We start from the raw sequence: 24,734 nt of genomic DNA on the forward strand, positions 1-24,734 counted from the left end.
GTGACCGTTCCTGCACGCCCCCTCCGACGCCGACGCAAGGCACCCAAGCCCTTGGCCGGCGGCCCCCTGCGGGCGCTCGCTGAGGCGTGTGCCGCCCGTACCGGGTGGCCGCATCCCTACCCGTCAACACGCACCGGGGAGGATCCATGAAGCGCCTGCGTGCGCCGCTGGTGATCACCTTGGCCACCGTGATCGTGGTGCTGGCGGCCCTGAACACACCGTTCCACCACACTCTTCTGATCGTCGTCGGCGGTTCGCTGATCTTGTTCGCCGTGTTGTTCGCCATCCGTGATCACCGGCAGCAACGCTGACGGGCCGCGACGCGCAGTTCGCGTCGCGGCCCTCGAGCTTCCTGGGCCCTGGTCAGGTACAGACAGCCGCTGGCAGCGGACCCGAGGTCATTTCACGTAGGACAGCGTCGTCAGCATGCCCGCCTCGGCGTGGTAGGTGTTGTGGCAGTGCAGGCCCCACTGCCCCGGGTTGTTCGCGTCGACGTCGACGGTGACCCGGCTCATGGGCGGGACGATGACCGTGTCCTTGCGGGGGCCCGGGGTGGAGCCGGTGACCACCTGGAAGGTGTGTCCGTGCAGGTGGATCGGGTGCCACATCATGGTGCGGTTGTCGAGGACGAGCCTGATCCGCTGGCCCTGCCGGACGGGCAGGGTCCCGTTCTTCTTCCCGTCGGTACTGGTGCCCCACTTGTACGTGGTCATGTTGCCGGTCAGATCGACGGAGTAGGTGCGGTCGGGTCGACGCGCGGACAATGAGACGTCCGGGGCGGCGTGCAGATCGTCGTACGTCAGGAGTCGTCCGCGCAGTTCCGTCGGCTTGACGTCGGCCATCGGGCCGGCCCCGGGGCCCGTACGCAGAACCGCCAGTGCCTGCGCCCGCTCGTCCTCGCCCTCGACCTTCGCGACCAGGGGGACGGTCGCCGAGCGTGGCACGGTGACGACCGCGTCGTACCGCTCACCCATGCCCACCAGGACCGTGTCCGCCGTCGCCGGCCGGACCGGGAATCCGTCCGAGGCCGTGACCGTGAGCTTGCTGCCGCCGACCGCGACCCGGAACGGCGTCTCGGCGGCGGCGTTGATGATCCGCAGCCGGATACGCTCACCCGGGGTGACCTTGAACGTGGCCGGGTCGGTCGCCGGGCGGCCGTTGACCAGGTAGTACGGGTAGGTCAGGTCCACGGTGTCGCTGCCCAGGGGGTTGGCCTTGGTCGGCATCATCTCGTTCATCTCCGAGCCGTCCGACGTGCTGCCCGACGAGGGGCTGGTCATGCCCGGCATGGACCCCATGTCCGATCCCATGTCCGTGGAGCCGTTGCCGTCCCTGGCGCCGGAGCGGAGCCCCGCGAGGACCTGGTCGGGCGTACGGCCGGTGCCGTCCATCCAGTCGTCGAGCAGGACGGTGATGTCGCGGCGCGGGGCGGTGGTGTCGTTGCGGTCGTCCACGATCAGCGGGCCGTACAGTCCGCGGTCCAGCTGGGTGCCGACATGCGAGTGGTAGAAGAAGGTGCCGGGATCGGTCACCGTGAAGCGGTAGACGAACTCGCCGCCGGGCTTGATCGCCTTCTGCGTCACGTCGGGGACGCCGTCCATGTCGTTGCGCAGCGCAATCCCGTGCCAGTGGATGGTCAGCGGGTCGGGCAACCGGTTGACCACTCGGGCGCGGATCACGTCGCCGGCCTCGGCGCGGATTTCCGGGCCGGGAACGGTTCCGTTGAAGGCCCAGGTGGTGACCTTGCGCCCGTCGAGGCTGAGGGTGGTGGGGGCTGCGGTCAGGGTCACGTCCCGCACGGCGGCACCCTTCTTCTGACGGGCGGCCTCGGCCGTGCTCACGGCACCGTCACCCGGCCCGACGAGGGTCGAGGCCCGGGGCTTCGACGAGCCTCCGCCGCTCGCCCACAGGCCTATACCGACCCCGGCGCCCGCGACCACGACGAGGGCGATCAGGCCGATCAGCCAGCGGGGCGTGAACCATCGTTTACTCATTCTGTGTTCCTCCTATGAGATCCGATGGTTCAGGCGAATCATGACGATTCCGTCAAGCTCCGACGTTGCTTCCCTGAAGGTCCGGGCGGTCGCTCGCGGGTGGAAGGCTGATCCGGAAGAGGGCGCCTCTGCCCAGTCCCTCACTGCTCACGGTGATGGTGCCGCCGTGCGCCTGGACGAGGGCGCGGGCGATGGTCAGGCCGATGCCCGAGCCGCCGCGCTCCCGGTCCCGGGCGGTGTCAGCCCGGTAGAAGCGTTCGAAGACGTGCGGGAGGTGTTCGGCGGCGATGCCCTCGCCGGTGTCGGCGACGCTGATCACGGCACCTCTGCCCGCGGGTTCGGCGGCGAGGGTGACCATCCCACCCGCCGGGGTGTGACGCAGGGCATTGGTCAGCAGGTTGACCAGCACCTGGACGAGCCGGTCACGGTCCACGTCCACCGCGGGCGTACCAGGGGTGACCATGACGCACAGGTCCACGCCCTTGGTCTGGAAGCCGGGGCGGACGGCTGCCGCGGCCGCGTCGACCAGCCGGGCCGTTGGGAGGGTGGCCCGAGCCAGGACGAGTTGGTGTTCCTCCGCGCGGGAGACCAACGAGATGTCCTCGACCAGCCGGTGCAGCCGAGCGGTCTGCACGCCGAGCACATCCAGGGTGTGTTCGTCGAGGGTGCGTACCCCGTCGGCCAGACCCTCCAGGTACGCCTCGATGGTGGCCAGCGGGGTGCGCAGTTCGTGAGCGACGTCGCCGAGCAGCCGGCGCCGGGTGCGCTCGGTGCTCTCCAGCGCGTCGGCCATGGTGTTGAAGGCGCTGGTGAGGGCCTCGAATTCCGGGCCGATAAACGTCGGCCCCAGCCGGGCGGTGTAGTCGCCGGCGGCAACTCGCCGAGCCGCATCGGCAAGGGCATCGACGGGACGGGACAGCCGTCGGGTGATGAGTACGGCAGCGGTGACGGCGGCGGCCAGGAACGCGGCGATGCCGATACCCAGAGCGATACCGCCTGCGGCCAGAAACGCGTCCTCCAGATGCCGGGACAGCTGCGGGGACACCGCGCCGACCGCGCTGCGCAGGTGGCGCCTGAGCAGTGGCGGGCCGACGGCGAAGGCCACGACGGCGAGAGTGGCCAGCCCGGCGAGCACCACGAGCAGCTGAGCCACCACCAGCCGCGTCGCCAGGCCGGGTCGCCGGATCATCAGCCGGCGCCCATCCGATAACCCACCCCGCGCACGGTGAGAACGAAGCGGGAGGCGAGGGGGTCGTCGCCGAGCTTGCGCCGCAGACGGGCGACGTGGACGTCCACGATGTGCTCGTCGCCGCCCCAGTCCGGCCCCCAGACCCGCTCGATCAGCTGCCGACGGCTGAACGCCAGACGCGGACGGGACGACAGCGCCTCCAGCAGGTCGAACTCCAGCCTGGTCAGCTCGACCGCGCGGCCGGCGAGGGTGACCTCCCGCGCCTCTGGGTCCACGGCCAGGTCACCGAAGCGGCGCACCGGCACCTGCCCCGGGACCGGCTGCCCGACTCGCGGTCGGCGCAGCATCGCCTTGACCCGGGCGACCAGCTCCCGGGGGCTGAACGGCTTGGTCAGATAGTCGTCGGCGCCCATGGACAGGCCCACAAGCTTGTCGACCTCGTCCGCGCGGGCGGTCAGCATGATCACGTACGCGTCGGTGAAGGTGCGAAGCTGTCGGCATACCTCCACCCCGTCGATGCCCGGCATCATCAGGTCGAGCACCACCACGTCGGGTTCCGCGGACCGCGCCGACTCCAGGGCGTCCGCGCCGGTGCGTACGACGTCCACGGCGAACCCCTCCCGGGAGAGGTAGTCGCCGACCAGGCGGCCCAGCTCCACCTCGTCGTCGACCACGAGGGCCCGCCGGGGGGTCGATGCGACGGGGCCGTCGGTCATCCGAGGTTCCTCCTCGACTTGTGTCCAGCTCAGGCCGGGCGGCCCAGCTCGGCGGAGATCTTCGCGAGCTGGGCCAGGCGGCGCTCCAGGGTGGGGTGGGTGGAGAACAGGTTCGCCACGGCTGTGCCCGGGCCGAGAGCGGGGGTGAAGAAGAAGGCGTTGAAGGCCTGCGCGGTGCGCAGGTCCTCGGTGGGGATCCGGGCGATGTCTCCCGTGACCTTGGTCAGTGCCGAGGCCAGCGCCGAGGGGCGGCCGGTGAGCAGGGCGGCGGCGCGGTCGGCGGCCAGCTCCCGGTATCGGGACAGGGCACGGATGAGCAGGAAGCTGAGGGCGTAGACGAGGGCCGAGACCGCCATGACCGCGAACAGCAGGGCGGCGGTGTTCTGGTCGTCGCGCCGGTCGCGTCCACCGCCGAACAACTCGGAGTAGAAGGCGAAGCGGACCATGAGCCCGGCGATCACGCCCAGGAACGAGGCGATGGTGATCACCGCGACGTCCCGGTGCGCGACGTGGGACAGTTCGTGCGCGAGGACACCCTCCAGTTCCTCGGGCTCCAGGCGGCGCAGCAGTCCGGTGGTCACGCAGACGACGGCGTGGTCGGCGTTGCGGCCGGTGGCGAACGCGTTCGGCAGGTCCATGCCGGAAACGGCCACCTGCGGCTTGGGCATGTCCGCGATGGCGCACAGCCGGTCGATGACGCCGTGCAATTCGGGCTGTTCCTCAGGCGTGACCATGCGGCCGTGCATCGCGAACAGGGCGATCCGGTCGGAGAACCAGTACTGGGCGGCCAGCAGCCCGGCGGCGATGACCACCACCAGGACCCACGACTTGAGCAGCGCGATCAGCACCGCGACGAACACCACGTACAGCAGTCCGAGCAGGAACAGTGTGAGGCCCATGCGGGCGGTCAGCTGCCGGTCGGGGGCGAAGCGGCTGCGCACGGTCATCCCCCTTCGTCACCCGGGAATCAGGCCCTCGTCGGACAGCAGGGCCTGCACCTCGCGCAGGCTGGTGTCCTCGCCGGGCAGGATCAGGTCCGAGGGCACGAGCGAGTCGGCCGGCAACGGGGTGCCCAGGGCGCGTACGGCGTCCAGCAGCGCCCGCAGCCCGGCGGCGAACGCCTCCTCGTCGCCGGAGGCTGCGGCCGACTGCAGCACAGCGTCCAGCTCGTTGAGCTTGTCCAGATGGGTGTCGGCGACCTCGTACTGGCCTTCGCCGAGAATCCGCATGATCACGACGGTGCCTCCTTGTCCGGCTCGCGGTCCGCGGCTGCGGCGTCGCGGCTCTCCAGTGCGGGCGACGGTTCCGGGGCGGCGGTGAGTTCGGCCTTCATCCGGGCCAGCTCCAGCTCGATGTCTCCGGACGCGGACGCCTTGTCCAGCTCGGCCTGGATGTCGTCCCTCCCGGCCGGGAGGGTGGCGTCCTCCAGGGCGCCGGAGGCGATCAGCTCGTCCAGTGCCCCGGCACGCGCCTGGAGCTGTTCGGTCTTGTCCTGGGCCCGCTGGATGGCCATGCCGACATCGCCCATCTCCTCGCCGATGCCGGTGACCGCCTCGGTGATCGACGTCTGCGCCTCGGCCGCGGTGTAGGTGGCCTTGAGGGTCTCCTTCCGAGTCCGGAAGGCATCCACCTTGGCCTCAAGGCGTTGGGAGGCCAAGGTCAGCTTCTCTTCCTGGGCCTCAAGCGTGGCAAGCTGGCCCTGCAGGTCGGTGAGCTGCGCGGTCACCGTCGCCCGGCGTCCCAGCGCTTCCCGGGCGAGGTCTTCCCGTCCGACGGCGAGGGCCTGCTGGGCCTGCCCCTGAAGCTTGCCGCTCGACTGCTCCAGGGTTGCCATCTGCAGTTCCAGCCGCTTGCGGCTGGTGGCGACGTCCGCCACACCGCGCCGCACCCGCAGCAGCAACTCCTGCTGACGTTCATAGGAGTAGTCCAGCACCTCGCGAGGATCCTCGGCCCGGTCCAGGGCCTTGTTCGCCTTGGTCCGGAAAAGGTCCGCGATACGGCGAGCGATGCTGCTCATGGTGCCAGTCCCTTCTTCGCGGTCCGAGGTCTGTGTCCCACAGCCTGCGCAGCATTGTGGCCAGATTCCCTTGACCTCCACGCTCCCTCATGTAGGGGAACCCCGCATGGGTACTAAGGGCCTTAGCACTGGGCCGAATGGCCCTCTTGGGTGTGGATCCGCTCAGCCAGGCGGTCCGCCGCGTCGCCAGTGGCCTAGCCGGGCCACCGAATACTCCCGGGCCGACTGGCCGTACCAGTCCTCGACGAGATCGGCAACGGCCCGCCGGAAGCCGGGCACGTAGGCTCCCGGGCGCCGCTCCGACAGGCGTAGCAGCTGCCCGGCGGCGGTGTCGTAGTCGGCGTCCATCAGCGCCCACAGCATCAGGCCCATGCGGTGGCGCTGCCGGGAGTCCACGCGCCCGAACATGCCGAAGTCCAGGAAAGCGACCTTCTCGCCGGGCAGCACGAGCAGGTTGCCCGGTGGGGGTCGGGCGTGGAAGAGCCCGAACTCGAAGACCTGCCGCAGCACCGCGCGCACACGTCTCGAGAACCAGCTGCGGGTCCAGCCCGGCCTGCCGCAACTCGGCGGCCGGGGCGGGCCGGTGCCCGTGGAGGAGGTCCATGGTCAGCACCCGCCGCGTCGTCCACCGCTCGTGCACCCGCGGGACGACCACCGAGTCGTCGTCGGCGAAGCAGCGGCGCAGCTCCCGCGCGGTACCGGCCTCCCGGCGGAAGTCGAGTTCACGTCGCGTCCACTCGGCGATCTCCTCGACGGCGTCGGCCGGGCGGAACCGGCGCGCCGCCGCACTGCGCCTCTCCAGCCGCCGCGCCAGCCACCGCAGCAGCACCAGATCCTGCTCCACGTGCGTATCCACTCCGGGTCGCTGTCCCTTCACGGCCACCTCGGTTCCGTCGGGCAGCCGCGCCCGGTGCACCTAGGACAGGGAGGCGGCCGCGAACGGCTCCGACTCGAACTCCGCGAACACCTCCCCCGGTGGCCGGCCCAGTTCCTCGGTGACGACCCGCATCGCCTCCGCGGCCGGGAACGGCGGGACGTCGGCGTACAGCCTTGCCGCGCCCCGGCATAGGCGGCGGGCACGTAGTCCGGACGCAGCGCGAGCATCTGCCCTGCCCTGACGAAGGTCGGCCCCAGCTGTTCCAGGACATGGCGGGTGCGCTCCGGCAGAGGCCGGTCCATGACCGCGTGGTGCTCGCACGGCCGCAGCCTCAGGGTGCACAGGGTGCGGCAGCGCGGTGACACGCAAGCCCGCAGGCCGAGGGCGTCGACCAGCCGGCGGAATCCGTCGGCCCAGAGCATGGTGGCGATCTCTCCGACCCGGGCGGCAGCTGGGCGCCGTGGCATGGACGTCACCTCCATCGGTGGCGGCACAGGCTGTGCGGCAGCCGGTCCGGGGGTGGGGGTGCAGCGCGGGCTGCCGACGCCGGTACGGGAATGTCAGGCCAGGGCCGCCTTGAGTGTGCTGAGGGCGGCCTCGGGGTCGGACAGGGCGTGGTAGATGCCGGGGATCGGCCGGTCGACGCCCAGCAGTCCGTACACGCCGTGCATCGCGCCGCGTACCGAGTACTCCACCGTGAAGACCACGTCCTCGGGGATCTCGGTGTACTGGCCCAGGAAGGCGAAGTTCCGGGCGCCGTGCGGAACGACCAGGGGCCTGTCCTCGACGCGGCGTGGGGCGAACTGGCTGGTGATGTGGGGCATCATCACCGGGACGACGGTGGTGGTGGCGCGGATCTCGTCCAGAGCGTCCTCGAAGCCGAGCTGGTGGACGAGTTCGGTGAGGATCTCCTGGCCGGTGGCCTCGGCCATGGTCTTGTCGATGTAGTCGCCCTTCTCGTCGGGGAACAGTGCGTAGCCCCATGCGGTGTAGGTGCCCTCGGGTTGAGAGGCGAAGTACGGCTGATGCGGCACGACCAGTGACATCAGCCACGCGGAGTCCTTGAAGGTCATCAGGCCGCCGGTGCCCGGGGCGTTGCCCGAGAAGTCCTGGATGCGGTGGATCAGCAGCGGGCTGCGCATCGTGAGGGTGAACGACTCCCACTTGTTGGCGTCGATGTTGCCGCAGAAGGTGTTGGGGCGGCCGAAGTCGGGGGCCTTGCGGGCGATGGCCTCCCACAGCCGGAAGGCGCCGTCACGCTTGTCGCGGATCAGCTCCGGCGCGCGGTCGTCGGCGCCGTAGGCGGCATCGGCGGTCATCGACCCGAGGGTGAGGAAGGCGTAGTCGTGCTCGCCGAGTTCGTACGTGCCCGGCCGGCCGTCGCGTACGACATGCAGAGTGGTGATCCGGCGGCCACTCGCGGTGTCTTTGGTGAAGTCCGCGTCGGTGACCGTGGTGCCGTGTTCGGTGACCACACCGCGGTCGGCCAGCCACTGCTGGATGGGGCGGACGATGGAGTCGTACTGGTTCAGGCGAGTGCGGCGCACCCCGGCCAGAGTGTGGATGCGCGGCAGTTCCTGGGCGAAGCGCAGCATGTACCGCTTCAGTTCGATGGCACTGTGCCAGTTCTGGAAGGCGAAAGTCGTGCGCCACATGGCCCAGAAGTTCGTGGCGAAGAAGTGGTCGGAGAAGAACTCGTCGATGCGCCGGGCGCCGATGACGTGCTCCGGCAGCGCCAGCAGGCGAACCAGTTCGGCCTTGTCCCGCAGATTCAGGCCCAAGTCGGCCGCGTCGAGGATCTTGTGGTCGCGGTCGATGAGACGGGCTCCGGCGTGCGAAGACCACTTCCGGCTGAACTCCCATACCTCGTCCTTGACGGTCCTGTCGGGGTCGGTGAGCGTCGGGATGGTCTCCAGCAGGTCCCACAGGCAGACGTACGCTTCTTCTTCCAGCATGCGCCCACCGCGGGCGACGAAGCCGCGGCCCGGGTCGCCGGTGCCGTCGAGCGCGCCCCCTACCACCGGGAGTTCCTCCAGGATGCGAATGTTCTCCCCGTGCAGTCCGGCGTCCCTGATCAGGAACACCGCGGCGGCCAGGGAGGCGATGCCTCCTCCTACCAAGTAGACCCGGGTGTCGGATGTCGTCGTGGTCATGATCTTTCCTTCGTCTTGATTCGTGTCGGGGGATGTCGGCCGTCAGCCCGCCGGGTGGCAGCTCGGCGAGGAAGTCGCCGGCGGTGAAGAGGTCCTTGCGGGGGCGCCGAACCGGTCCAGGCTGAGCCGGGTGCCGTACCCGCTCCCGCAGCCGATCTCCAGGGCCTGTCCGCCGGGGATCCGGCCGTCGAGGCGGGTCAGCAGCGGTGCTTCGTAGAACCGCTGCAGCACCCGGCGCGGGCCGCTGTCGACCAGGGCGGACTCGACCTTGTCCATCAACATGACCGTCACCCGTCTCGTGGGTTGTGGTGTCGATTGCGGTGGACTTCGCTGCGCCGGGAGGCGCCGGTTTGGCCGGCCGCCTTCGGTCTCGTGGTCCCATTGGCGGCGGATGGCCTCGCGCCCAAGTGGCCGGTGCGGGTGAGGGGGCGGGTGTCTCGAAGGGTGAGGCGGAGCCAGCAGCCCCAGCCGATCGGCTGAACGGCCCAGAAGCTGACGACGCGATACAGGAGCGTGGCGGCGATCGCCTGGTCGGCGCGCAGGCCCTGGACGACGAGCAGGGTGCTCAGGCTGGCCTCGGCGACGCCGAGGCTGCCGGGGGTGAGGCGCAGGCTGATGGAGATCTGGGTCAGTCCGTAGGTGATGAGGATGCCGCGCCACGGCACACCGATGCCCAGGGCCCACAGGGCGGCCGTCAGTGCGGCGGCGTCGCACAGCCAGTTCAGCAGCGCCAGCCCGGTGGGGCGGGTCCAGCCCCGGAGCCCGGGCTGGATGCTCTCGGCCTTGTGGAGGACCTCGGCAAGGAGGTTCCCGACTCGTTTCCCGGCTCGCCATCGGGCGGTGACGTGTCGTCCTGCGTGCCGCACGGCACGGCGCAGGCCCGATGACCGGGCGAGACAGACGACCGACACAATGACAGCAGCGAGCACCACCGCCGTCAGCAGCACCACCGTGCGCAGCCCCGAAGCGGGTCCGGCGGGGTCGGCCACCAGCGCGCCGAGCGTCAGAAGTACCGCGAGGACCAGCGCGGACAGGGCCCCGGCGACAACCAGCATCGCCGCGGCGAGCGCCAGGACGATGCCCCGTCGGCGCAGCTGGCGGATCACCCACGCGACGGACAGGGCGCTGCCTCCGGGGAGCGACCCGGCCATCGCGTTCGCGGCGAACACGAGGCCGGTCATGGTCCCCAGGCCCGGCCGCGTCTCCGCCCCGCGCAGCAGCCACCACTGGAGGGCGGCGAGGGAGACGAACGAGCCCGCCTCGAAGGCGAGGGCGACGGCCAGCTTCGGCACACTGACATGGGTGAGGAGCTGGGAGGCGCCGACCAGTTCGTGGCGATGCGAGACGGCCGCCACCACGGCGAAGACGACGACGGCGACCGTACCGGCCCACCAGGCCCACGCCTGCCACCGAGGCCGCCTGACCGCTTTCGGCTCGGTGGCCGGCTCCGTCTGCGGGGCCGGTACGGGACGGCCGTTGCCTGCTCCTGCGGTGAGGTCACTCACGCCACTGCTCGTCTTCACGGTTGCCTGCCGACCGGGCGCTCCCATGCCTGAGAGCGGTGAGAGGTCCAGGGGGCGGTGGTCTGGGGCGCGGGCGGGGCAGGCTGGGCTGCCAGGGCCTGACGCAGGTGGGCGGCGGCCTGTTCGGGCGGGACGGGGTTGACCGTGATGCCGGTGCCGAGTTCGAAGCCGGCGGGTTCGGTCAGGCGGGGGGCGATCTGGAGGTGCCAGGCGAAGTAGGCAGTGGTCTCCTCGCCGTTGGGGGCGCTGATGACAGCGTAGTTGTAGGGGACGTCGCCGAGCAGATCGCGCAGCGCCCCGAGGGTCCGGCGCAGGAGCACGGCGGTCTGTTCCAGGTCCTCGTCGGGGGCGTCGGCGAAGGATGCCTGGTGGTGACGGGGCACGAGCCAGGTTTCGTACGGGGTTCGGGCGGCGTACGGGACCAGCGCCGCAACATGGCCGGACGTGGCGATGACGCGCTCACCGTCGGCGAGTTCGGCGACGGTGTGGTCGACGTACAGGCAGCTGCCGTGGTCGTCGTAGTAGGCGCGGGCGACGTCGAACAGCCGACGGAAGCGGGCGGGCACGATCGGGGTCGCGACGATCTGTGAGTGCGGGTGGGGCAGCGACGTACCGGCCGCCGCGCCGTGGTTGCGGAAGGGCAGGACGAGGCCGGGGCGGCGATCGCGCAGGGCGAGGCAGCGGGCGCGGTAGGCACGCAGGACGTCGGCGACGGCGGCGTCGTCGCCGTCGGGAAGGTCCCAGTCGTGGGCGGGGGATTCGATGACGACCTCGTGGCTGCCGATCCCCTCCGCCGACGTGTGCAGTCCGGTGGTGTGGTGGCGGGCGGGCCGGGCGGCGGGGGCCAGCACGGGATAGCGGTTGGGTACCACCCGAAGCCGCCAGCTCGCAGACGACGCATCGCCGGAGGCGGGCAGGCGCCACAGCTCGGGTGGGGTGGCCTCCTCACGGCCCGGGCAGAAGGGGCAGGCCGGATCAGCGGCCGGAGGCCGGCGTACGGCCGATCCGGCCGGGGTGGGAATCTGCTGAGGGCGCTCGCGGCGTCCGGGCGCGATGGCCACCCAGTCCTGGGTGAACGGGTCCCGCCGCAACTCCGACATGACGGCTGCTCCTTCACGGCTCACGCGGTGGCGGAGGCGCCGCGGGCAGCTCGTGCCACGGCGCGCCAGAACAGCTCAGGGTCGGCGGCGAACTGCCGAGCGCAGGAGGCGGAGCAGAAGCGGAACTCCCGGCCCCGGTACGTGGTGGGATGGACGCCGGTGCCGTCCACGCGCATTCCGCAGACCGGGTCCCGGTCCTCGCCCGCGGTGCCCGCGGCGGCCAAGGCCACAGGGGCTGCAGGGGTGTGACCGAGCAGGCTGGTGATCAGACGGAGTTCGTCGCCGATGAGGCGGGTCAAGAGGAAGCGTTCGCGCACCAACTCCCGCCCAGCAGCCGCGAGACGGCGGGCTGCCGCAGGATCGGAGAGCAGGCCGAGGACGGCCCGGGCGCACTCGTCGGCGGTGTCCACCAGATGGCCGCCGACCCCGTCCGGCAGCTGCAGCGGAATGCCCCCGGCCCGCCCCGCGACCACCGGGGTGCCCTTCCAGGTGGCCTCGGAGACCACCAGGCCGAAACCTTCCCGCAGGGACTTCTGGATGACCACGTCGGCGTGCCGCTGGAAGGCGTTGACCTCGATGTTCCCGACCCCGGTGAGGTTGGTGAACAGCGAGATGTCCGGGTCGTCGGCCGCGGCCGACGTGATCTGCCGGTAGACGCGCCAGCCCTCCGGGTCGTCCAGGGCCATCGACCCGACCAGGGCCAGCTGCACACTCGGCTCCTGTCGTTTGACCGCCCGGTAGGCGTCGATGACGCCGAGCGGGTCCTTCCACGGGTCGAAGCGGGAGACCTGCACCAGCAGCGGGCGCGCGGTGTCCACACCGATCCAGTCCAGGACGCCGGTGACGAACGCGTCGTCGACGCACATGTTCTTCGGGCTGAGCGGATCGATCGCCGGGGGAATGATCTCCACCCGGCCCACCGGTATGTCCGGCGGGACGAACGCGCCGAGCGTGAAGACGGCGGCGTCGTACGCGGACAGCAGGGGACGCAGCCGGGCCCAGACCTGCGGGTTGGGCTGGGAGCTGTCGATGTGGCAGCGCCACACCCACTTCGCCTCGCAGCGGCCGTGCCGGTGCGGCAGCGCCAGCGGCTGCGGGTCGTGCACGACCACGACGTCGTACGACTCCTCCAGCTGGGCGGCGACCTGCGCCGAAGTGGCGTCGTAGACCCGCCACTCGTCGTCGGTCACTCCCCGCGGATCGCCCTGCAGGCCGTTGTGGACGGCCTTCGTCACCTCGAAGAAGCCCTGCTCGGCGGTGATGGTCTTCCACTCGGCGACCACGCCCAGGTCACGCAGCAACGGCACCTCGGAGCGCAGGATCTCCGCCACCCCGCCGCCGTACGCGGTGGCGTTGACGTGCAGCACCCGCACGCCGTCCAGTGGCGCGGCGAGGCGGCGCAGTTCGTCGACGGGCGCGTCGCCCGCGCACGAGCGGTAGGCGTCCAGGCGTCGGCGGCCGACGTCCACGTTCTGCAGCATCTTCGGTCACCTCTCTCCCCACCGGTGGGCAGACGCCTCATCGGAATGCCGCCGGGAGTGCGACGGCTGTCGGCGCGGGGGCGTCATGGCGCGGCCTTCGCAGACGTGCCGGGCCGCGGGTCCCGGTCCTGGACAGGGGCGGCCGGAGCGGGTGCCCCGTGCGCATGGCCGCTTTGATGAGTGGCGGGCTCCTTGGTGACGGAGACGCGGCGCGGCGCGATCGTCTCACCGGTGGGGTGCGCACTGGGAGGCTCGACGCCCAACAGGCCGTAGACCACGGTGCCGTCCACGGTCTCCTGCTTGAGCAGCAGATCGGCAAGCGCGTCGAGTTGTACGCGGTGCTCGGTGAGCAGGTCCGTGGCCCGCTGCTCGGCCTCCCGCAGCAGGCGGGAGACCTCCGCGTCGATGGCGGCCTGAGTGGCCTCGGCGAAGGCGCGACTGCTCATGGCCGGTCCCCCACTGCCGAGGAACACCGAGCCGCCCTGCGGGTAGCCCACCGGGCCGAGTGCCGGTGACAGCCCGAATTCACGGACCATCTTGACCGCCAGCTCGGTCGCACCGGCGAGGTCGTTGGCCGCCCCGGTGGAGCCCTGACCCAGGGCAACCAGCTCGGCCGCGCGACCGCCCAGCCGTACGGCGAGGGTCTGGGTGAGGTAGTCCTCTCCATACAAGTGCCGTTCCACCAAGGGTAGTTGCTCCGTCACGCCAAGAGCCTGTCCGGCGGGCAGGATCGTCACCTTGGCCACCGGATCCGCGCTCGGGGACAGCGCGGCCACCAGGGCGTGGCCCGCCTCGTGCACGGCGACGGCCTCCTTCTCCGCGGGCAGCAGCACGTTGGAGCCTTCGCGCCGGCCGAGCAGGATCCGGTCGCGGGCCGCGTCGAAATCGCCGGCGGCCAGCACCTCGCGGCCCTCGCGTACGGCGACGATGGCCGCCTCGTTGGCGAGGTTCGCCAGATCCGCACCGGAGAACCCGGGCGTGCCGCGCGCCACCTTCTCCAAGTCGATGTCCGTGCCGAGGCGCTTGTCCTGGCAGTGCACGGCGAGGATCGCGGCGCGCTCGGACAGGGTGGGCAGTGGGATGGTGACCTGCCGGTCAAAGCGGCCGGGGCGCAGCAGAGCCGGGTCCAGGACCTCGGGCCGGTTGGTGGCGGCCAGCACCACGATGCCCTCGGCGGCCTCGAACCCGTCCATCTCGGACAGGAGTTGGTTGAGCGTCTGTTCCCGCTCGTCGTTCGAGACGATCGACCCGGCAGCAGCCCGGCGCCCGCCGAGCGCATCGATCTCGTCGACGAAGACGATGGCGGGCGCCCGCTTGCGGGCCTCGGCGAACAGGTCGCGTACGCGGGCGGCGCCGACACCGACGTACATCTCGACGAAGCTGGATCCGGCCACCGACAGGAACGGCACGTCGGCCTCGCCGGCGACCGCGCGGGCGAGCAGGGTCTTGCCGGTGCCGGGCGGGCCGACCATCAGGACGCCGCGCGGCGCCATGGCTCCGGCGCGGCGGTAACGCTCGGGCCGGCGCAGGAAGTCGACGACTTCCTCGATCTCGGACTTGGCGCCCTCGTACCCGGCGACGTCCTTGAACGTCGTCTCCGGGCGCTCCGCGTCGAACACCTTGACCTTGGACTTGCCGACCCCACCCAGCATCCCCTGCATGGCGCCGGACGCGCCCTTCGACATCCCGCGCCAGAACCAGATGATCAGCACGACCGGCCCCAGCAGCAGAATCCAGGACAGCACCTGGGAGCCGACGGACGGCGAGGTGGAGGGCGGCGTGGCCGTCACGGCCACCTTGTTCTTCTCCAACCGATTCAGGAGCTGGTCACCGGCGAGCTGGACGGGGACGACGGTGGTGAAGCGGTGTCCGTTGGTGAGCGTGCCGCTCGCCTCGCCGTCGGTCTTGATGGAGACGTTCCTGACCTGGCCGCTGTCGACGTCGGCGAGGAACTTCGAGTAGGTCAGGTCCATCCTCACCGGCTCGCTGGAGCGCAGCCCGGGCAGCCACACCCACATCCCGACGGCGAGAAGGATGGCCAGCGGCCACAGCCAGTGCCGCCAGGCGGGCGGGGGCGGCGGAGCAGTCGGCTTCGGCCGGTCGCCGGGGGGTGGTGGTTGGGCCTGCTTGGTCATGGCGGACTCCGTACGGTCTCGGGCGCCTTACGCTCCCGCGCTGATGTAGCGGGCGGGGTCGGCGTCGAACGTGGTGGCGCACTGCCGGGAGCAGAAGTAGTAGGTGCGGCCGTCCAGTTCACGCCGCTCGGGGGCGGCGTCCGCGCTGATGCTCATGCCGCACACCGGGTCGGTGACCGTGGCGGTCCCGGCCGACGAGTCGTGGTGACGGTGGTGACGGTGACCGCGGTTACTCGTGCCGGTCCCCGTTGCGGTGTCGGGTTGCGCGGTGCGGCCACGGGGCGTGCCCGGCGGGGTGGCGGCACGGTCCTCCGGGACCTCCACCCGCGGCTGGACCACAGTGGGGGCGGCACCTGTCAGCGGCGCGGAGTGCCAGCGGCGCAGCCGGTTGGCGTTGGTGACCACGGACAGGGAGGACAGGGCCATCGCGGCGGCCGCGATGATCGGGCTGAGCCGGATGCCCCACACGGGGTAGAGGGCTCCGGCGGCGACCGGGACGCCCACGGCGTTGTAGACCAGGGCGAAGAACAGGTTCTGCCGGATGTTGCGCATGGTCGCTCGCGACAGCCGGATCGCGGTGACCACGCCGGACAGCGAGCCGGAGATGAGGGTGATGTCGGCGGCCTCGATGGCGACATCGGTGCCGGTACCGATGGCCAGGCCCACGTCGGCGGCGGCGAGGGCCGGGGCGTCGTTGATGCCGTCACCGACCATGCCGACCCGGCGGCCCTCGGCCTGCAGCGTGCGTACGGCGTCGGCCTTGTGCTCGGGCAGGACCTCGGCGAGGACCCGCTCGATGCCGACCTCGGCGGCGATGGCGGCAGCCGTGCGACGGTTGTCGCCGGTCAGCATGACCACGTCCACGCCCATCTGCCGCAGGGCGGCGATGGCCGCGGCCGAGTCCTCCTTGACGGTGTCGGCCACCGCCAGCACCCCAGCGGGCCGACCGTCGACCGCGGCCGTCACCGGCGTCTTTCCCTGCGCGGACATCTCGGCCGCGATCGGATCGAGCTCCGCGGTGTCGATACCGACATCGGCGAGCAGCCGTGTCGCACCAACCAGTACGGCATGGCCGTCCACGGTGGCCTGCACGCCCTTGCCGGTCACCGAGTCGAACCCGGACACGGCCGGCAGTTCCAGACCGGCTTTGCGGGCACCGTCGACGATCGCAGTGCCCAGCGGGTGCTCACTGTCGCGTTCGGCCGCGGCCAGCAGAGCGAGCAGCCGGTCGGTTTCGACATCGCCGACCGGGCAGATGTCGGTGAGGACAGGCGTCCCGGCGGTGATGGTGCCGGTCTTGTCGAGGACGACGGTGTCCAGCTTGTGCGCGGTCTCCAGGGCTTCCGCAGAGCGGATCAGAATGCCCGCGCGGGCGCCCTTGCCCGTGCCGACCATGATGGACATCGGGGTGGCCAGACCCAGCGCGCACGGGCAGGCGATGATCAGCACGGAGACCGCGGAGACCAGGGCGAGGGTCAGTGCTGGTGCCGGCCCGACCGTGTACCAGAGGGCGAAGGTGCCGATCGCGATGGCGATGACGGCGGGCACGAAGTAGGCGGAGGTGGCGTCCGCGAGGCGCTGGATCGGGGCCTTGGACGCCTGCGCCTGCCGCACCAGCCGGATGATCTGGGCGAGCATGGTGTCAGCGCCGACCTTCACCGCCCGCACCCGCAGGGACCCGGTGCCGTTGACCGTCGCCCCGATCACGGTGTCGCCCGCACACTTGGTGACCGGCATGGGCTCGCCGGTGACCATCGACTCGTCCACCGCGGAGGAGCCGGAGATCACCTCCGCGTCCACCGGCACCTTCTCGCCGGGGCGGACGACGACCTCGTCACCCGCCCGTACGTCCTCCACCGGGATCTCGGACTCGACCCCGTCGCGTACCACGCGGGCGGTGCGGGCCTGCAGTCCCAGCAGCGCGCGGATGGCCTCGCCGGTGCCGGCCTTGGCCCTGGCTTCCAGAAGCCGTCCGAGCAGGATCAGGGTGAGGATCACTCCGACTGCCTCGAAGTACACCTCGCGGACGTTCTCGGGCAGCACACCGGGAGCGACGGTCACCAGCAGGCTGTAGCCGTACGCTGCCGTCGTGCCCAGGGTGATCAGGGAGTTCATGTCCGCAGCGCGGTGGGCGAGAGTGAGCCAGCCGGTCCGGTGGATCGGCCACCCGGTGTAGAACATCACCGGAGTGATCAGGACCAGCTGCAACCAATGGTTGAGCATCCAGCCGGGCACCCAGTCGGCGCCGAACAGCTCATGGGCCATCACCGCGAACAGCACCGGCGCGGTCAGTACGGCGCCGAAGGCCACGCGGCGGCTCAGATCCCGTATCTCCGCCCTCCGCTCGGCGGCCTCGGCGGCTTCCGCCTCAGCGGCCTGACCCTCGCTCGGCCCGGCGAGCGGGGCGTGCCGCTCAGCTTCCCGGTCTTCCGCGCCGATCGGGGCCAGCCCTTCACCAGGCTCGACCAGCACCATGCCGTGAATCATGTTCATCCCGCACGCGAAGCCGAACGACCCGGCCTCGGCCGGATTCAGCCGCACCGTTGTGCGTTCGTACGCCGGCAGCGCGGCGCTCACACGCAACTCAGGGAAGACGACCCTGTTCGTGCACTCCCCGGACTCCTGACGGTCGAAGACCAGTTCCGCCGGAACCCCCTGGCGCAGCCGGATCACGTCCGGGCTGTAGCCACCGCGCACGGTCACCTCGACCCGCTGCACGCCATGGGACAGCTCTGCCGCCCGCGCCCGGCGCGGACCGAAGAAGAACCAGCCCAGTGCGGCGACGGCGACGGCGGAGACGGTGATGACGACCAGGTCGGCCAGGTTCATTGCGGACTCCTTCATCCCGCGGGCGGCGGTACTGAATCCACTGTTGTCACCCCTACCCCCACCCAGTAGGGGCCCACCGTCCCTGGCAAGGGGGCCACCCGGCCCATGCACTAATTGCCTTAGTGAGAGGACGGTGGCTGTAAACCGCCCCCACTGGCGCGGTTGGAGTTCATGTTCGACTCTTCGATCCTGGAAGTGATCGCCATGATGTTCTGGTACGGCCACAACATGAATGGCTGGGGGTGGTTCGGCGCCTCCCTTGGAATGCTCCTCTTCTGGGGCCTGATCATCACGGCCTTCGTCCTGCTCTTCCGCGCCCTCAGCCGCCCCGCGCCCGGCGGCTCACACGAGGCCACCCCCTGGACACCGTCGGCGCCTCCCTCCGCCGAGCAGTTGCTCTCCGAGCGGTTCGCACGCGGGGAGATCGACGAGGAGGAGTACCAGCGCCGTCTGCGGGTGCTGCATTCCAGCGGTGCCGACCTGACCAAGCACTGAACCGGGACGTTACACCCCGTTTCAGTCGCCGGCGCCGCGGGGCCGGGCCTCGGATCGTCATTCCTCAGCGAGCGCAGGAGTGCGCCATGAACGAGGCTGAGCGTCATGCGTAGGAATCCAGCCCTCCGCCGGGGGCCAGGTCTGATCCTGTCAGGGGTGGTCGCCGTGGCCGCCCTGTTGGTCCCCGTCGCAGCGCCCGGTGCGGCGTGGGCCCACGACGGAGAGAGCGACGAGTCGGCGGTCCTGGTTGAGCAGGCCGTCGCCCTGATCGCCAACAACGCCTACGAGGATCAGGTCGCCGAGCGCATCGACGACGCCCTCATGGCCCCGCACAAGGAAGGCGTCGACCTGGCCAGGGTGCGCCGGGCTCAGTCCCTGGTCGCGCAGCCGGGCTACAGCGCGGCCGTCAGTCGTCAGGTGAAGGGGCTGTTGCTGGACTCGCTGGGCGGCAAGCTGCCCTCCGCACCCAAAGCCGGCCGCCCCGCGACCGGTGATGAGACCGGCACGAGCGTCGTCCTCGACGAGTTCCGGCCCGCGCGCGGCATCTCCGACGGCGGCGACGCCGTGCTGGTCGGCCTGGGTGTCGTGGCGATCGGCGGCGGATTGTGGCTGTCGCGCCGGCTACGCCCTCCGCACACCATTCGCGAACTGGAACACCGCGACCGCGGGCACCGGGAGGCGTCATGACCACGCACCGGCCCGAACCCGCTGCCGACGGCCCCGACAGCAAAGCCCAGCCGTCCCGTCCCGGCAGATTCCGCCGGGCCGTCGACGCCATCGACGAGCGCATGGGCATCAAGGCGCTGGCCTATCCGGTGCCCGAGCACGCCAACAACCTGACCTGGAGTCTGGGCGGACTGACCTTGGTGTCCTTCGTGACGCTCCTGGTCACCGGCGTCTACATGGCGCAGTTCTACTCACCGACGGCGGAGAACGCCAACCAGTCGGTACGCGCCCTGGTCACCCACGTCTGGCTCGGCGGATTCGCCCGCGGCCTGCACTACTGGGCGGCCCAGGCGATGTTCGTCCTCGCCCTGCTCCATCTCCTGCGGGTGTTCCTCCACGCCTCCTTCAAGAAGCCACGCGAGGGCAACTGGATCATCGGCAGCGCCATGTTCCTGCTCACCTTCCTCGCCGTCTTCACCGGCACCGTCATCAAGTGGGACCAGGAGGGATACGAGGCCCTGGCGCACAACCTCGACGTCGCCAAGCTGCTCGGCGGCTTCGGTATCTGGTTCACTCCGAAACTCACCAACCACGTACCGATCGTGGAACGCCTGTACACCGCCCACGCGGTCATCGTCCCCGGCCTGATCCTGCTGCTCTTCGTCTGGCACGCACTCCTCGTCAAACGGCACCAGATCTCGCCGCACCCCGGCATCCCCGTCCCCGAGGAGGAAGTCCCCGAGCCGTTCACCGCGCACCTGAAGCGAGTGGGCGCCTTCGGCCTCGTCCTGCTGGGCGTCCTGTCCCTGCTGGCGGTACTGCTGCCGCCGGCGCTCGGCCCGACACCCGTCGCGGGAATCGAGATCACCCGGCCGCTGTGGATGTTCTGGTGGTTCTTCCCCATGGAGGAGTGGTTCGGTGTCGCCTCGATCGCCTACGTCATCGCCGGCGTCTTCGGACTGATCTTCCTCGTGCCGTTCCTCGACCGCAGCCCGCGCCGACTGTGGCGCGAACGCAAGATCGCCATGGCCTGCGCCACCGTATTGCTACTAACCCTCATAGCTGTCACCGTTGAAGTGTGGGTCAACAACCCGAAGGGGCACTGATGGACACCGGCGGCCGCCCCCGTCGTGCGGATGGCGTCGATGTGCGCCGTGCACAGCGTTGGTTCTGGGCGTTGACCATCGTGGCCGTTCTCGCGATGGGCGCGCTCTACGAGGGGCTGCGCTCGGCTCCCGGACCCGGTACCGGAGTCCTGGTCCTGATCAGCGGGCTGGTGCTGGCCGCGTCCGTCGTCCAGGCGGCCCGCATCCTGACCGTGCTCGCCGGGCCGCCACGCCTGCCCCGACGTCTGCGTCTGCGCCCACCCGGACGGCGTACGACCACGGCGCACGCCTCCGGCACCCGCCCCTCGAAGGAGGAGTGAGCGTGCACGACCACGACGCAGAGCATGGCAGCCATGTGGAGCCACCCAAGGAGCGCAGTACCGCTGTGCTGGACGTCCGGGGCCTGAGTTGGGCCTCCCAGCAGAGCACCGTCACCGCGGTCCTCGGCCGGCGGCCGGGCGTGCTCGACGTGGAGGCCAACGCCGTGGCGCAGACGGCGACCGTGGTCTTCGACCCACGTCGTACGTCCCTGGCCGAGCTGCGCCGCTGGGTGGAGGAGTGCGGGTACCACTGCGCGGGACAGTCCGTTCCGGCCCACGTGTGCGACCCGATGGCCGAGCCTGATCCGCCCGCGGCGACAGCACCGGCGCCGAGCGCACACGCTGGCCATGCCGTTCACGAACAGGAGGAGGCGCCGCCCTCGCCCCACGAGATGATGGGGCACGGCGGACACGGGGCGATGTCGATGGCGGCCATGGTCGCCGACATGCGCAACCGGTTCCTCGTCGCGGCGCTGTTCTCGATCCCCATCGTGATCTGGTCACCGATCGGGAAGGACGTCTTCCACTTGGACGTGCCGGTCCCCTTCGGGCTCCGGCAGGACGTGTGGGCGCTGCTGCTGAGCCTGCCGGTGATCTTCTACTCGTGCACGATCTTCTTCGATGGTGCCTGGCGGGCCCTGCGCGCCCGCACCCTGGACATGATGGTGCTGGTCGCGGTCGCCGTCGGCTCCGGCTGGCTGTACTCCCTGATCGTCACGCTCACCGGTGGCGGGGACGTCTTCTACGAGGCGGCCACCGTGCTGGCCTCCTTCGTCCTGCTCGGCCACTGGTTCGAGATGCGTGCCCGCGGCGGCGCCAACGACGCCATCCGCACCCTCCTGGACCTCGCCCCGCCCAAGGCGCTCGTGCTGCGCGAGGGTGAGCCGGTCGAGGTGCTCACCGCGGAAGTGGTGGTCGGCGACCTGCTGCTGGTCCGTCCCGGCGCGAAGATCGCCGTCGACGGTCTGGTCGAGGAGGGCGCCAGCGAGGTGGACGAGTCGATGGTCACCGGCGAGAGCCTGCCGGTGCACAAGGAGCCTGGCTCGCCGGTCGTCGGCGCCACCATCAACGCCAACGGCACGCTTCGGGTGCGCGCCACCAAGGTCGGTTCGGACACCGCCCTGGCCCAGATCGTGAAGCTCGTCCAGCAGGCCCAGAACTCCAAGGCGCCCGGGCAGCGGCTGGCCGACCGCGCCGCGTTCTGGCTGGTCTTCGTCGCCCTGATCGGCGGGGCCGGCACGCTGGCCGTCTGGCTGCTGGCCACGGACCGGTCCTTCGGGGCCGCGATGCTGTTCGCCATCACCGTCGTGGTGATCACCTGCCCGGACGCCCTCGGTCTGGCCACCCCCACCGCGATCATGGTCGGGACCGGGCTGGGCGCCAAGCGGGGTGTGCTGTTCAAGAACGCCGTGGGACTGGAGGCTTCCGCCCGTATCCAGACCGTCGTCATGGACAAGACCGGCACGCTCACCAAGGGCGAGTCGGAGGTCACCGACGTGGTCACGAGTGCCCACATGGCCGAGTACGAGTTCATCCGGTTGGTCGCGGCGGTGGAGCGCGAGTCCGAGCACCCCCTCGCGGAGGCCGTCGTACGGCATGCCGAGGGGAAGGGGCTCGCAACCGAACGCGCGGAGGGTTTCGAGAACGTCCCGGGTCACGGCGCGATCGCCACGGTGTCGGGGCACCGGGTGGTGGTCGGCAACCGCCGTCTGGCCGAACGAGAGGGTGTCGACCTCGCGGAACTCACCACTAAACGGGACACGTTGGCCCTCACCGGCCGCACCGTCGTCATCGCCGCGGTCGACGGCCGCGCGGCCGGCCTGATCGGCATCGCCGATGCGCCTCGGGAGACCTCCGCCACCGCTGTGAAGGAACTGCACGCCCTCGGCATCGAGGTCGTCATGCTCACCGGCGACAACCAGGCCACCGCCGAACGGATCGCCGAACAGCTGGGCATCGACACCGTCATCGCCGAAGTTCTTCCCGGTGACAAGGCGGCCAAGGTCGCCGAACTCCAGGGCGCGGGCCGCAAGGTGGCGATGGTCGGCGACGGCGTCAACGACGCGCCCGCCCTCGCCCAGGCCGACCTCGGCATCGCCATCGGCGCGGGCACCGACGTCGCCATCGAGACCGCCGACCTGGTCCTGATGCGCTCCGATCCGCTGGACGTGCCCACCGCCCTGCGCATCGGCCGCGGCACCCTGCGCAAGATGCGGCAGAACCTCGGCTGGGCCATCGGCTACAACGCGATAGCCCTGCCCATCGCCGCCGGCGTCTTCGAACCGGCCTTCGGCCTCGTCCTGCGCCCCGAGATCGCCGCGCTGTCCATGTCCGGCTCCAGCTTCATCGTCGCCGTCAACGCCCTGTCCCTGAAGGGGCTTCGGCTTCCCGGTACGGCCCCGGCTCCCGCGCCGCCCCCAGGGGAGACCGCCGCCCCCGCTGTCGACGAGCCCGCCCGGCGGGCCGCCTGACGTCAACCCGTACCGCCACCTCCCGAAGGGCCGCTCCGATGTCACCCTCAGCCCGTCACCGACGACGCACCATTCCCCTGATGCTCGCGACGATTGCAGCCCTGTCGTTCGCGACCGCCTGCTCAAACTCGGGGGGCGGATCACCATCGACCACGTCAAGCCCGGCTTCCTCGGCCCCCGCTCCCGCCTCTACGAATGCCGGCGCGGCACGTATCACGATGAAGAACTTCGCCTTCAGCCCCGCCGCGTTGACAGTAAAGGCAGGCGAGAAGGTCACCGTGGTCAACGAGGACTCCACCGCACACACCGTCACTGCCACGCAGGGCGGAGACTTCGACACCGGGAGCATCGCCGGCGGCAAGTCGGGGTCCTTCACCGCCCCGTCCAAGGCCGGCAGCTACGCCTTCGTTTGCACCTTCCACCCCAACATGAAGGGAACGCTGACCGTGCGTTGAGTCGGCGTCAGCGTCCGCTACGCAGCTCTGCGCCTCTGTCGTCGAACCCCACAGCCCGGCACCTGCAAGTATCCCTGCGTCCAGGGCAGCGACCGACCTGCTGCCCGGCCCGGCCTCCACCCCGTTGGCGATCTTCTCCGCGTGGCGGCTGGCGCGGTGGTCGGCGGCGAGTGCTTCATTCGCGGCAGCTACGTTCAACGCCAAACCCCAAGATCGACTGCTGACGGCTTTGGGGCTTACCTCGGCGATACCCTGGGACCATCAGGCCCTGCGACTGCTGCGGCGACGCATCGCCACGAACGCACTGCCGCCGCCCGCGAGGGCCACCAACAGGGTCCCGGCCGCGATGCGCGCGGGCGCCGAGCTGTTGCTGCTACCACCCGCGCCGGCTCTGACGGCCCCTTGAGGCGTGGATGGAATCCGTGTCGTCGGCGTGGCGGGTGCCATCGTCATGGTGCAAGTCATTGTCATGGCGGACGGCATCGTCATGGTGCAAGGCATCGACATGGTGGACGGCATGGTGGACGGCATCGTCATGGCAGACGGCATCGTCATGGTGCAAGTCATCGACATCCTGCTGGCGGAGGACCGCTGCATGGTGCAGCTCGGTGACACGCTGGGTGTGCCCGTCGGGCCTGGCATCGCGTTTGCCGGCGCGGCGAGAGCGGTCAGGGAGATCGTGGCGGCGGCGAGGGCGGCGGCTATGTGACGAGGGTGCATGGTTCACTCCTCAGCCGGTGCGGCCTCGGTGACCGCGCGAAGGGGATCCGGCATGTAGGGATGAAACCGTCGTGCTGACATGCATCGCGACGCGAACTGATCCGCTCCGATCACCCGGATGCAGCTCAACCATTGCCCCGATCGAGCTGTTTTCCCAAGTCACTGGGCATGCCTGCGCCCCCACAAACCGAGGGTTGTACGGTCGGCCTTCCGGGTGACGGTGAGCGCGCCGGGTTCGGAGGATGCCCTGGTGGATGTGCTCGGTCGATGTGCGCGGTTCCGCCTCGTGGTCGGCCTATCGGACTTCTGCCGCCTGATGACTCGTCTGGGTGGTGCAGATGCCGGATTTACTGCGGCAACGCCAATACGGTCCCCTATACCTCTAGGGGGTATAAGACCGTGTCCTACATGGCCTGTTGGTAGTTGAGTGGGGCATGGGGAGTGGGCGGTGGGGTTGGATCGTTCCGGACGGTCTGTGGGAGTTGGC

The 24,734-nt window shown here is 70.5% G+C and carries 22 protein-coding genes and 1 pseudogene; 8 read left to right on the forward strand and 15 right to left on the reverse strand.

What is annotated here, in order from left to right:
* Positions 1–146 precede the first annotated feature (146 nt).
* Positions 147–311: a hypothetical protein gene (locus ACFY3C_RS44705; protein ID WP_390775033.1), complete on the forward strand. Its 165-nt coding sequence runs from the start codon at positions 147–149 to the stop codon at positions 309–311.
* An 87-nt stretch (positions 312–398) separates the two neighbouring features.
* On the opposite strand, the gene ACFY3C_RS44710 is transcribed toward ACFY3C_RS44705, so the two are convergent.
* The 14 genes and pseudogenes from ACFY3C_RS44710 to ACFY3C_RS44775 form a co-directional block, all read right to left on the reverse strand.
* Positions 399–1,994: a multicopper oxidase family protein gene (locus tag ACFY3C_RS44710; RefSeq protein ID WP_390775034.1), complete on the reverse strand. Its 1,596-nt coding sequence runs from the start codon at positions 1,992–1,994 to the stop codon at positions 399–401.
* Between the two features lie 52 nt (positions 1,995–2,046).
* Positions 2,047–3,183 carry a sensor histidine kinase gene (locus tag ACFY3C_RS44715; protein ID WP_390775035.1) on the reverse strand — a complete coding sequence of 379 codons (1,137 nt, stop codon included), beginning with the start codon at positions 3,181–3,183 and terminating at the stop codon, positions 2,047–2,049.
* The gene (locus ACFY3C_RS44720; RefSeq protein ID WP_390775036.1) at positions 3,183–3,899 is read right to left on the reverse strand and encodes a response regulator transcription factor; all 717 of its coding nucleotides are present in this window, start codon (positions 3,897–3,899) and stop codon (positions 3,183–3,185) included. Before ACFY3C_RS44720 ends, ACFY3C_RS44715 begins: the two co-directional genes overlap by 1 nt.
* Before the next feature lie 29 nt (positions 3,900–3,928).
* Complete coding sequence (gene htpX, locus ACFY3C_RS44725; protein WP_390775052.1) at positions 3,929–4,840, reverse strand: zinc metalloprotease HtpX; 912 nt, start codon at positions 4,838–4,840, stop codon at positions 3,929–3,931.
* A 15-nt stretch (positions 4,841–4,855) separates the two neighbouring features.
* Complete coding sequence (locus ACFY3C_RS44730; protein ID WP_390775037.1) at positions 4,856–5,134, reverse strand: hypothetical protein; 279 nt, start codon at positions 5,132–5,134, stop codon at positions 4,856–4,858.
* On the reverse strand, positions 5,131–5,916 hold the full coding sequence (locus tag ACFY3C_RS44735) for a PspA/IM30 family protein (RefSeq protein ID WP_390775038.1): 786 nt from the start codon (positions 5,914–5,916) through the stop codon (positions 5,131–5,133). The genes ACFY3C_RS44730 and ACFY3C_RS44735 overlap by 4 nt, the downstream gene beginning before the upstream one ends.
* 162 nt (positions 5,917–6,078) lie before the next feature.
* A pseudogene (locus ACFY3C_RS44740) lies at positions 6,079–6,925 on the reverse strand (ABC1 kinase family protein).
* 428 nt (positions 6,926–7,353) lie between these two features.
* Entirely contained in the window at positions 7,354–8,946 is a 1,593-nt protein-coding gene (locus ACFY3C_RS44745; RefSeq protein WP_390775039.1) for an oleate hydratase, read from the reverse strand.
* 42 nt (positions 8,947–8,988) lie between these two features.
* Entirely contained in the window at positions 8,989–9,228 is a 240-nt protein-coding gene (locus ACFY3C_RS44750) for a hypothetical protein (protein WP_390775040.1), read from the reverse strand.
* A gap of 5 nt (positions 9,229–9,233) precedes the next feature.
* On the reverse strand, positions 9,234–10,451 hold the full coding sequence (locus ACFY3C_RS44755; protein ID WP_390775041.1) for a YbhN family protein: 1,218 nt from the start codon (positions 10,449–10,451) through the stop codon (positions 9,234–9,236).
* Positions 10,452–10,465: 14 nt separating this feature from the next.
* The gene (gene galT / locus ACFY3C_RS44760) at positions 10,466–11,569 is read right to left on the reverse strand and encodes a galactose-1-phosphate uridylyltransferase (protein WP_390775042.1); all 1,104 of its coding nucleotides are present in this window, start codon (positions 11,567–11,569) and stop codon (positions 10,466–10,468) included.
* Between the two features lie 20 nt (positions 11,570–11,589).
* Positions 11,590–13,050 (reverse strand): glycosyltransferase, encoded by a 1,461-nt coding sequence (locus tag ACFY3C_RS44765; RefSeq protein ID WP_390775043.1) that lies wholly within the window; start codon positions 13,048–13,050, stop codon positions 11,590–11,592.
* A gap of 83 nt (positions 13,051–13,133) precedes the next feature.
* A complete protein-coding gene (gene ftsH, locus ACFY3C_RS44770) occupies positions 13,134–15,185 on the reverse strand; it encodes an ATP-dependent zinc metalloprotease FtsH (RefSeq protein WP_390775044.1) in 2,052 nt (683 codons plus the stop codon).
* A 27-nt stretch (positions 15,186–15,212) separates the two neighbouring features.
* Positions 15,213–18,014: a heavy metal translocating P-type ATPase gene (locus ACFY3C_RS44775; protein ID WP_390775045.1), complete on the reverse strand. Its 2,802-nt coding sequence runs from the start codon at positions 18,012–18,014 to the stop codon at positions 15,213–15,215.
* A 171-nt stretch (positions 18,015–18,185) separates the two neighbouring features.
* Between ACFY3C_RS44775 and ACFY3C_RS44780 the strand changes: the two genes are divergently transcribed.
* The 5 genes from ACFY3C_RS44780 to ACFY3C_RS44800 all read left to right on the forward strand — a co-directional run bounded on the left by ACFY3C_RS44780 (position 18,186) and on the right by ACFY3C_RS44800 (position 23,072).
* Entirely contained in the window at positions 18,186–18,509 is a 324-nt protein-coding gene (locus ACFY3C_RS44780) for an SHOCT domain-containing protein (protein WP_390775046.1), read from the forward strand.
* Between the two features lie 105 nt (positions 18,510–18,614).
* Positions 18,615–19,196, forward strand: coding sequence for a hypothetical protein (locus tag ACFY3C_RS44785; RefSeq protein ID WP_390775047.1), 582 nt, complete (start codon positions 18,615–18,617; stop codon positions 19,194–19,196).
* On the forward strand, positions 19,193–20,281 hold the full coding sequence (locus ACFY3C_RS44790; RefSeq protein WP_390775048.1) for a cytochrome b N-terminal domain-containing protein: 1,089 nt from the start codon (positions 19,193–19,195) through the stop codon (positions 20,279–20,281). Before ACFY3C_RS44785 ends, ACFY3C_RS44790 begins: the two co-directional genes overlap by 4 nt.
* Complete coding sequence (locus ACFY3C_RS44795; protein WP_390775049.1) at positions 20,281–20,601, forward strand: hypothetical protein; 321 nt, start codon at positions 20,281–20,283, stop codon at positions 20,599–20,601. Before ACFY3C_RS44790 ends, ACFY3C_RS44795 begins: the two co-directional genes overlap by 1 nt.
* 2 nt (positions 20,602–20,603) lie before the next feature.
* Positions 20,604–23,072 carry a heavy metal translocating P-type ATPase gene (locus tag ACFY3C_RS44800; protein WP_390775050.1) on the forward strand — a complete coding sequence of 823 codons (2,469 nt, stop codon included), beginning with the start codon at positions 20,604–20,606 and terminating at the stop codon, positions 23,070–23,072.
* A 55-nt stretch (positions 23,073–23,127) separates the two neighbouring features.
* Here ACFY3C_RS44800 and ACFY3C_RS44805 read toward each other — a convergent pair whose 3' ends face one another.
* Positions 23,128–23,358, reverse strand: coding sequence for a hypothetical protein (locus ACFY3C_RS44805; RefSeq protein ID WP_390775054.1), 231 nt, complete (start codon positions 23,356–23,358; stop codon positions 23,128–23,130).
* Between ACFY3C_RS44805 and ACFY3C_RS44810 the strand changes: the two genes are divergently transcribed.
* Together ACFY3C_RS44810 and ACFY3C_RS44815 are read left to right on the forward strand one after the other, a co-directional pair.
* A complete protein-coding gene (locus ACFY3C_RS44810; RefSeq protein WP_390775053.1) occupies positions 23,291–23,527 on the forward strand; it encodes a cupredoxin domain-containing protein in 237 nt (78 codons plus the stop codon). The two genes, ACFY3C_RS44805 and ACFY3C_RS44810, sit on opposite strands and share 68 nt — an antisense overlap.
* 409 nt (positions 23,528–23,936) lie before the next feature.
* Positions 23,937–24,236, forward strand: a complete 300-nt coding sequence (locus ACFY3C_RS44815; protein WP_390775051.1) for a hypothetical protein — start codon at positions 23,937–23,939, stop codon at positions 24,234–24,236.
* The last annotated feature ends 498 nt before the right edge of the window (positions 24,237–24,734 follow it).

The organism is Streptomyces sp. NPDC001410 (genome assembly GCF_042895235.1).
Lineage (GTDB): Bacteria > Actinomycetota > Actinomycetes > Streptomycetales > Streptomycetaceae > Streptomyces.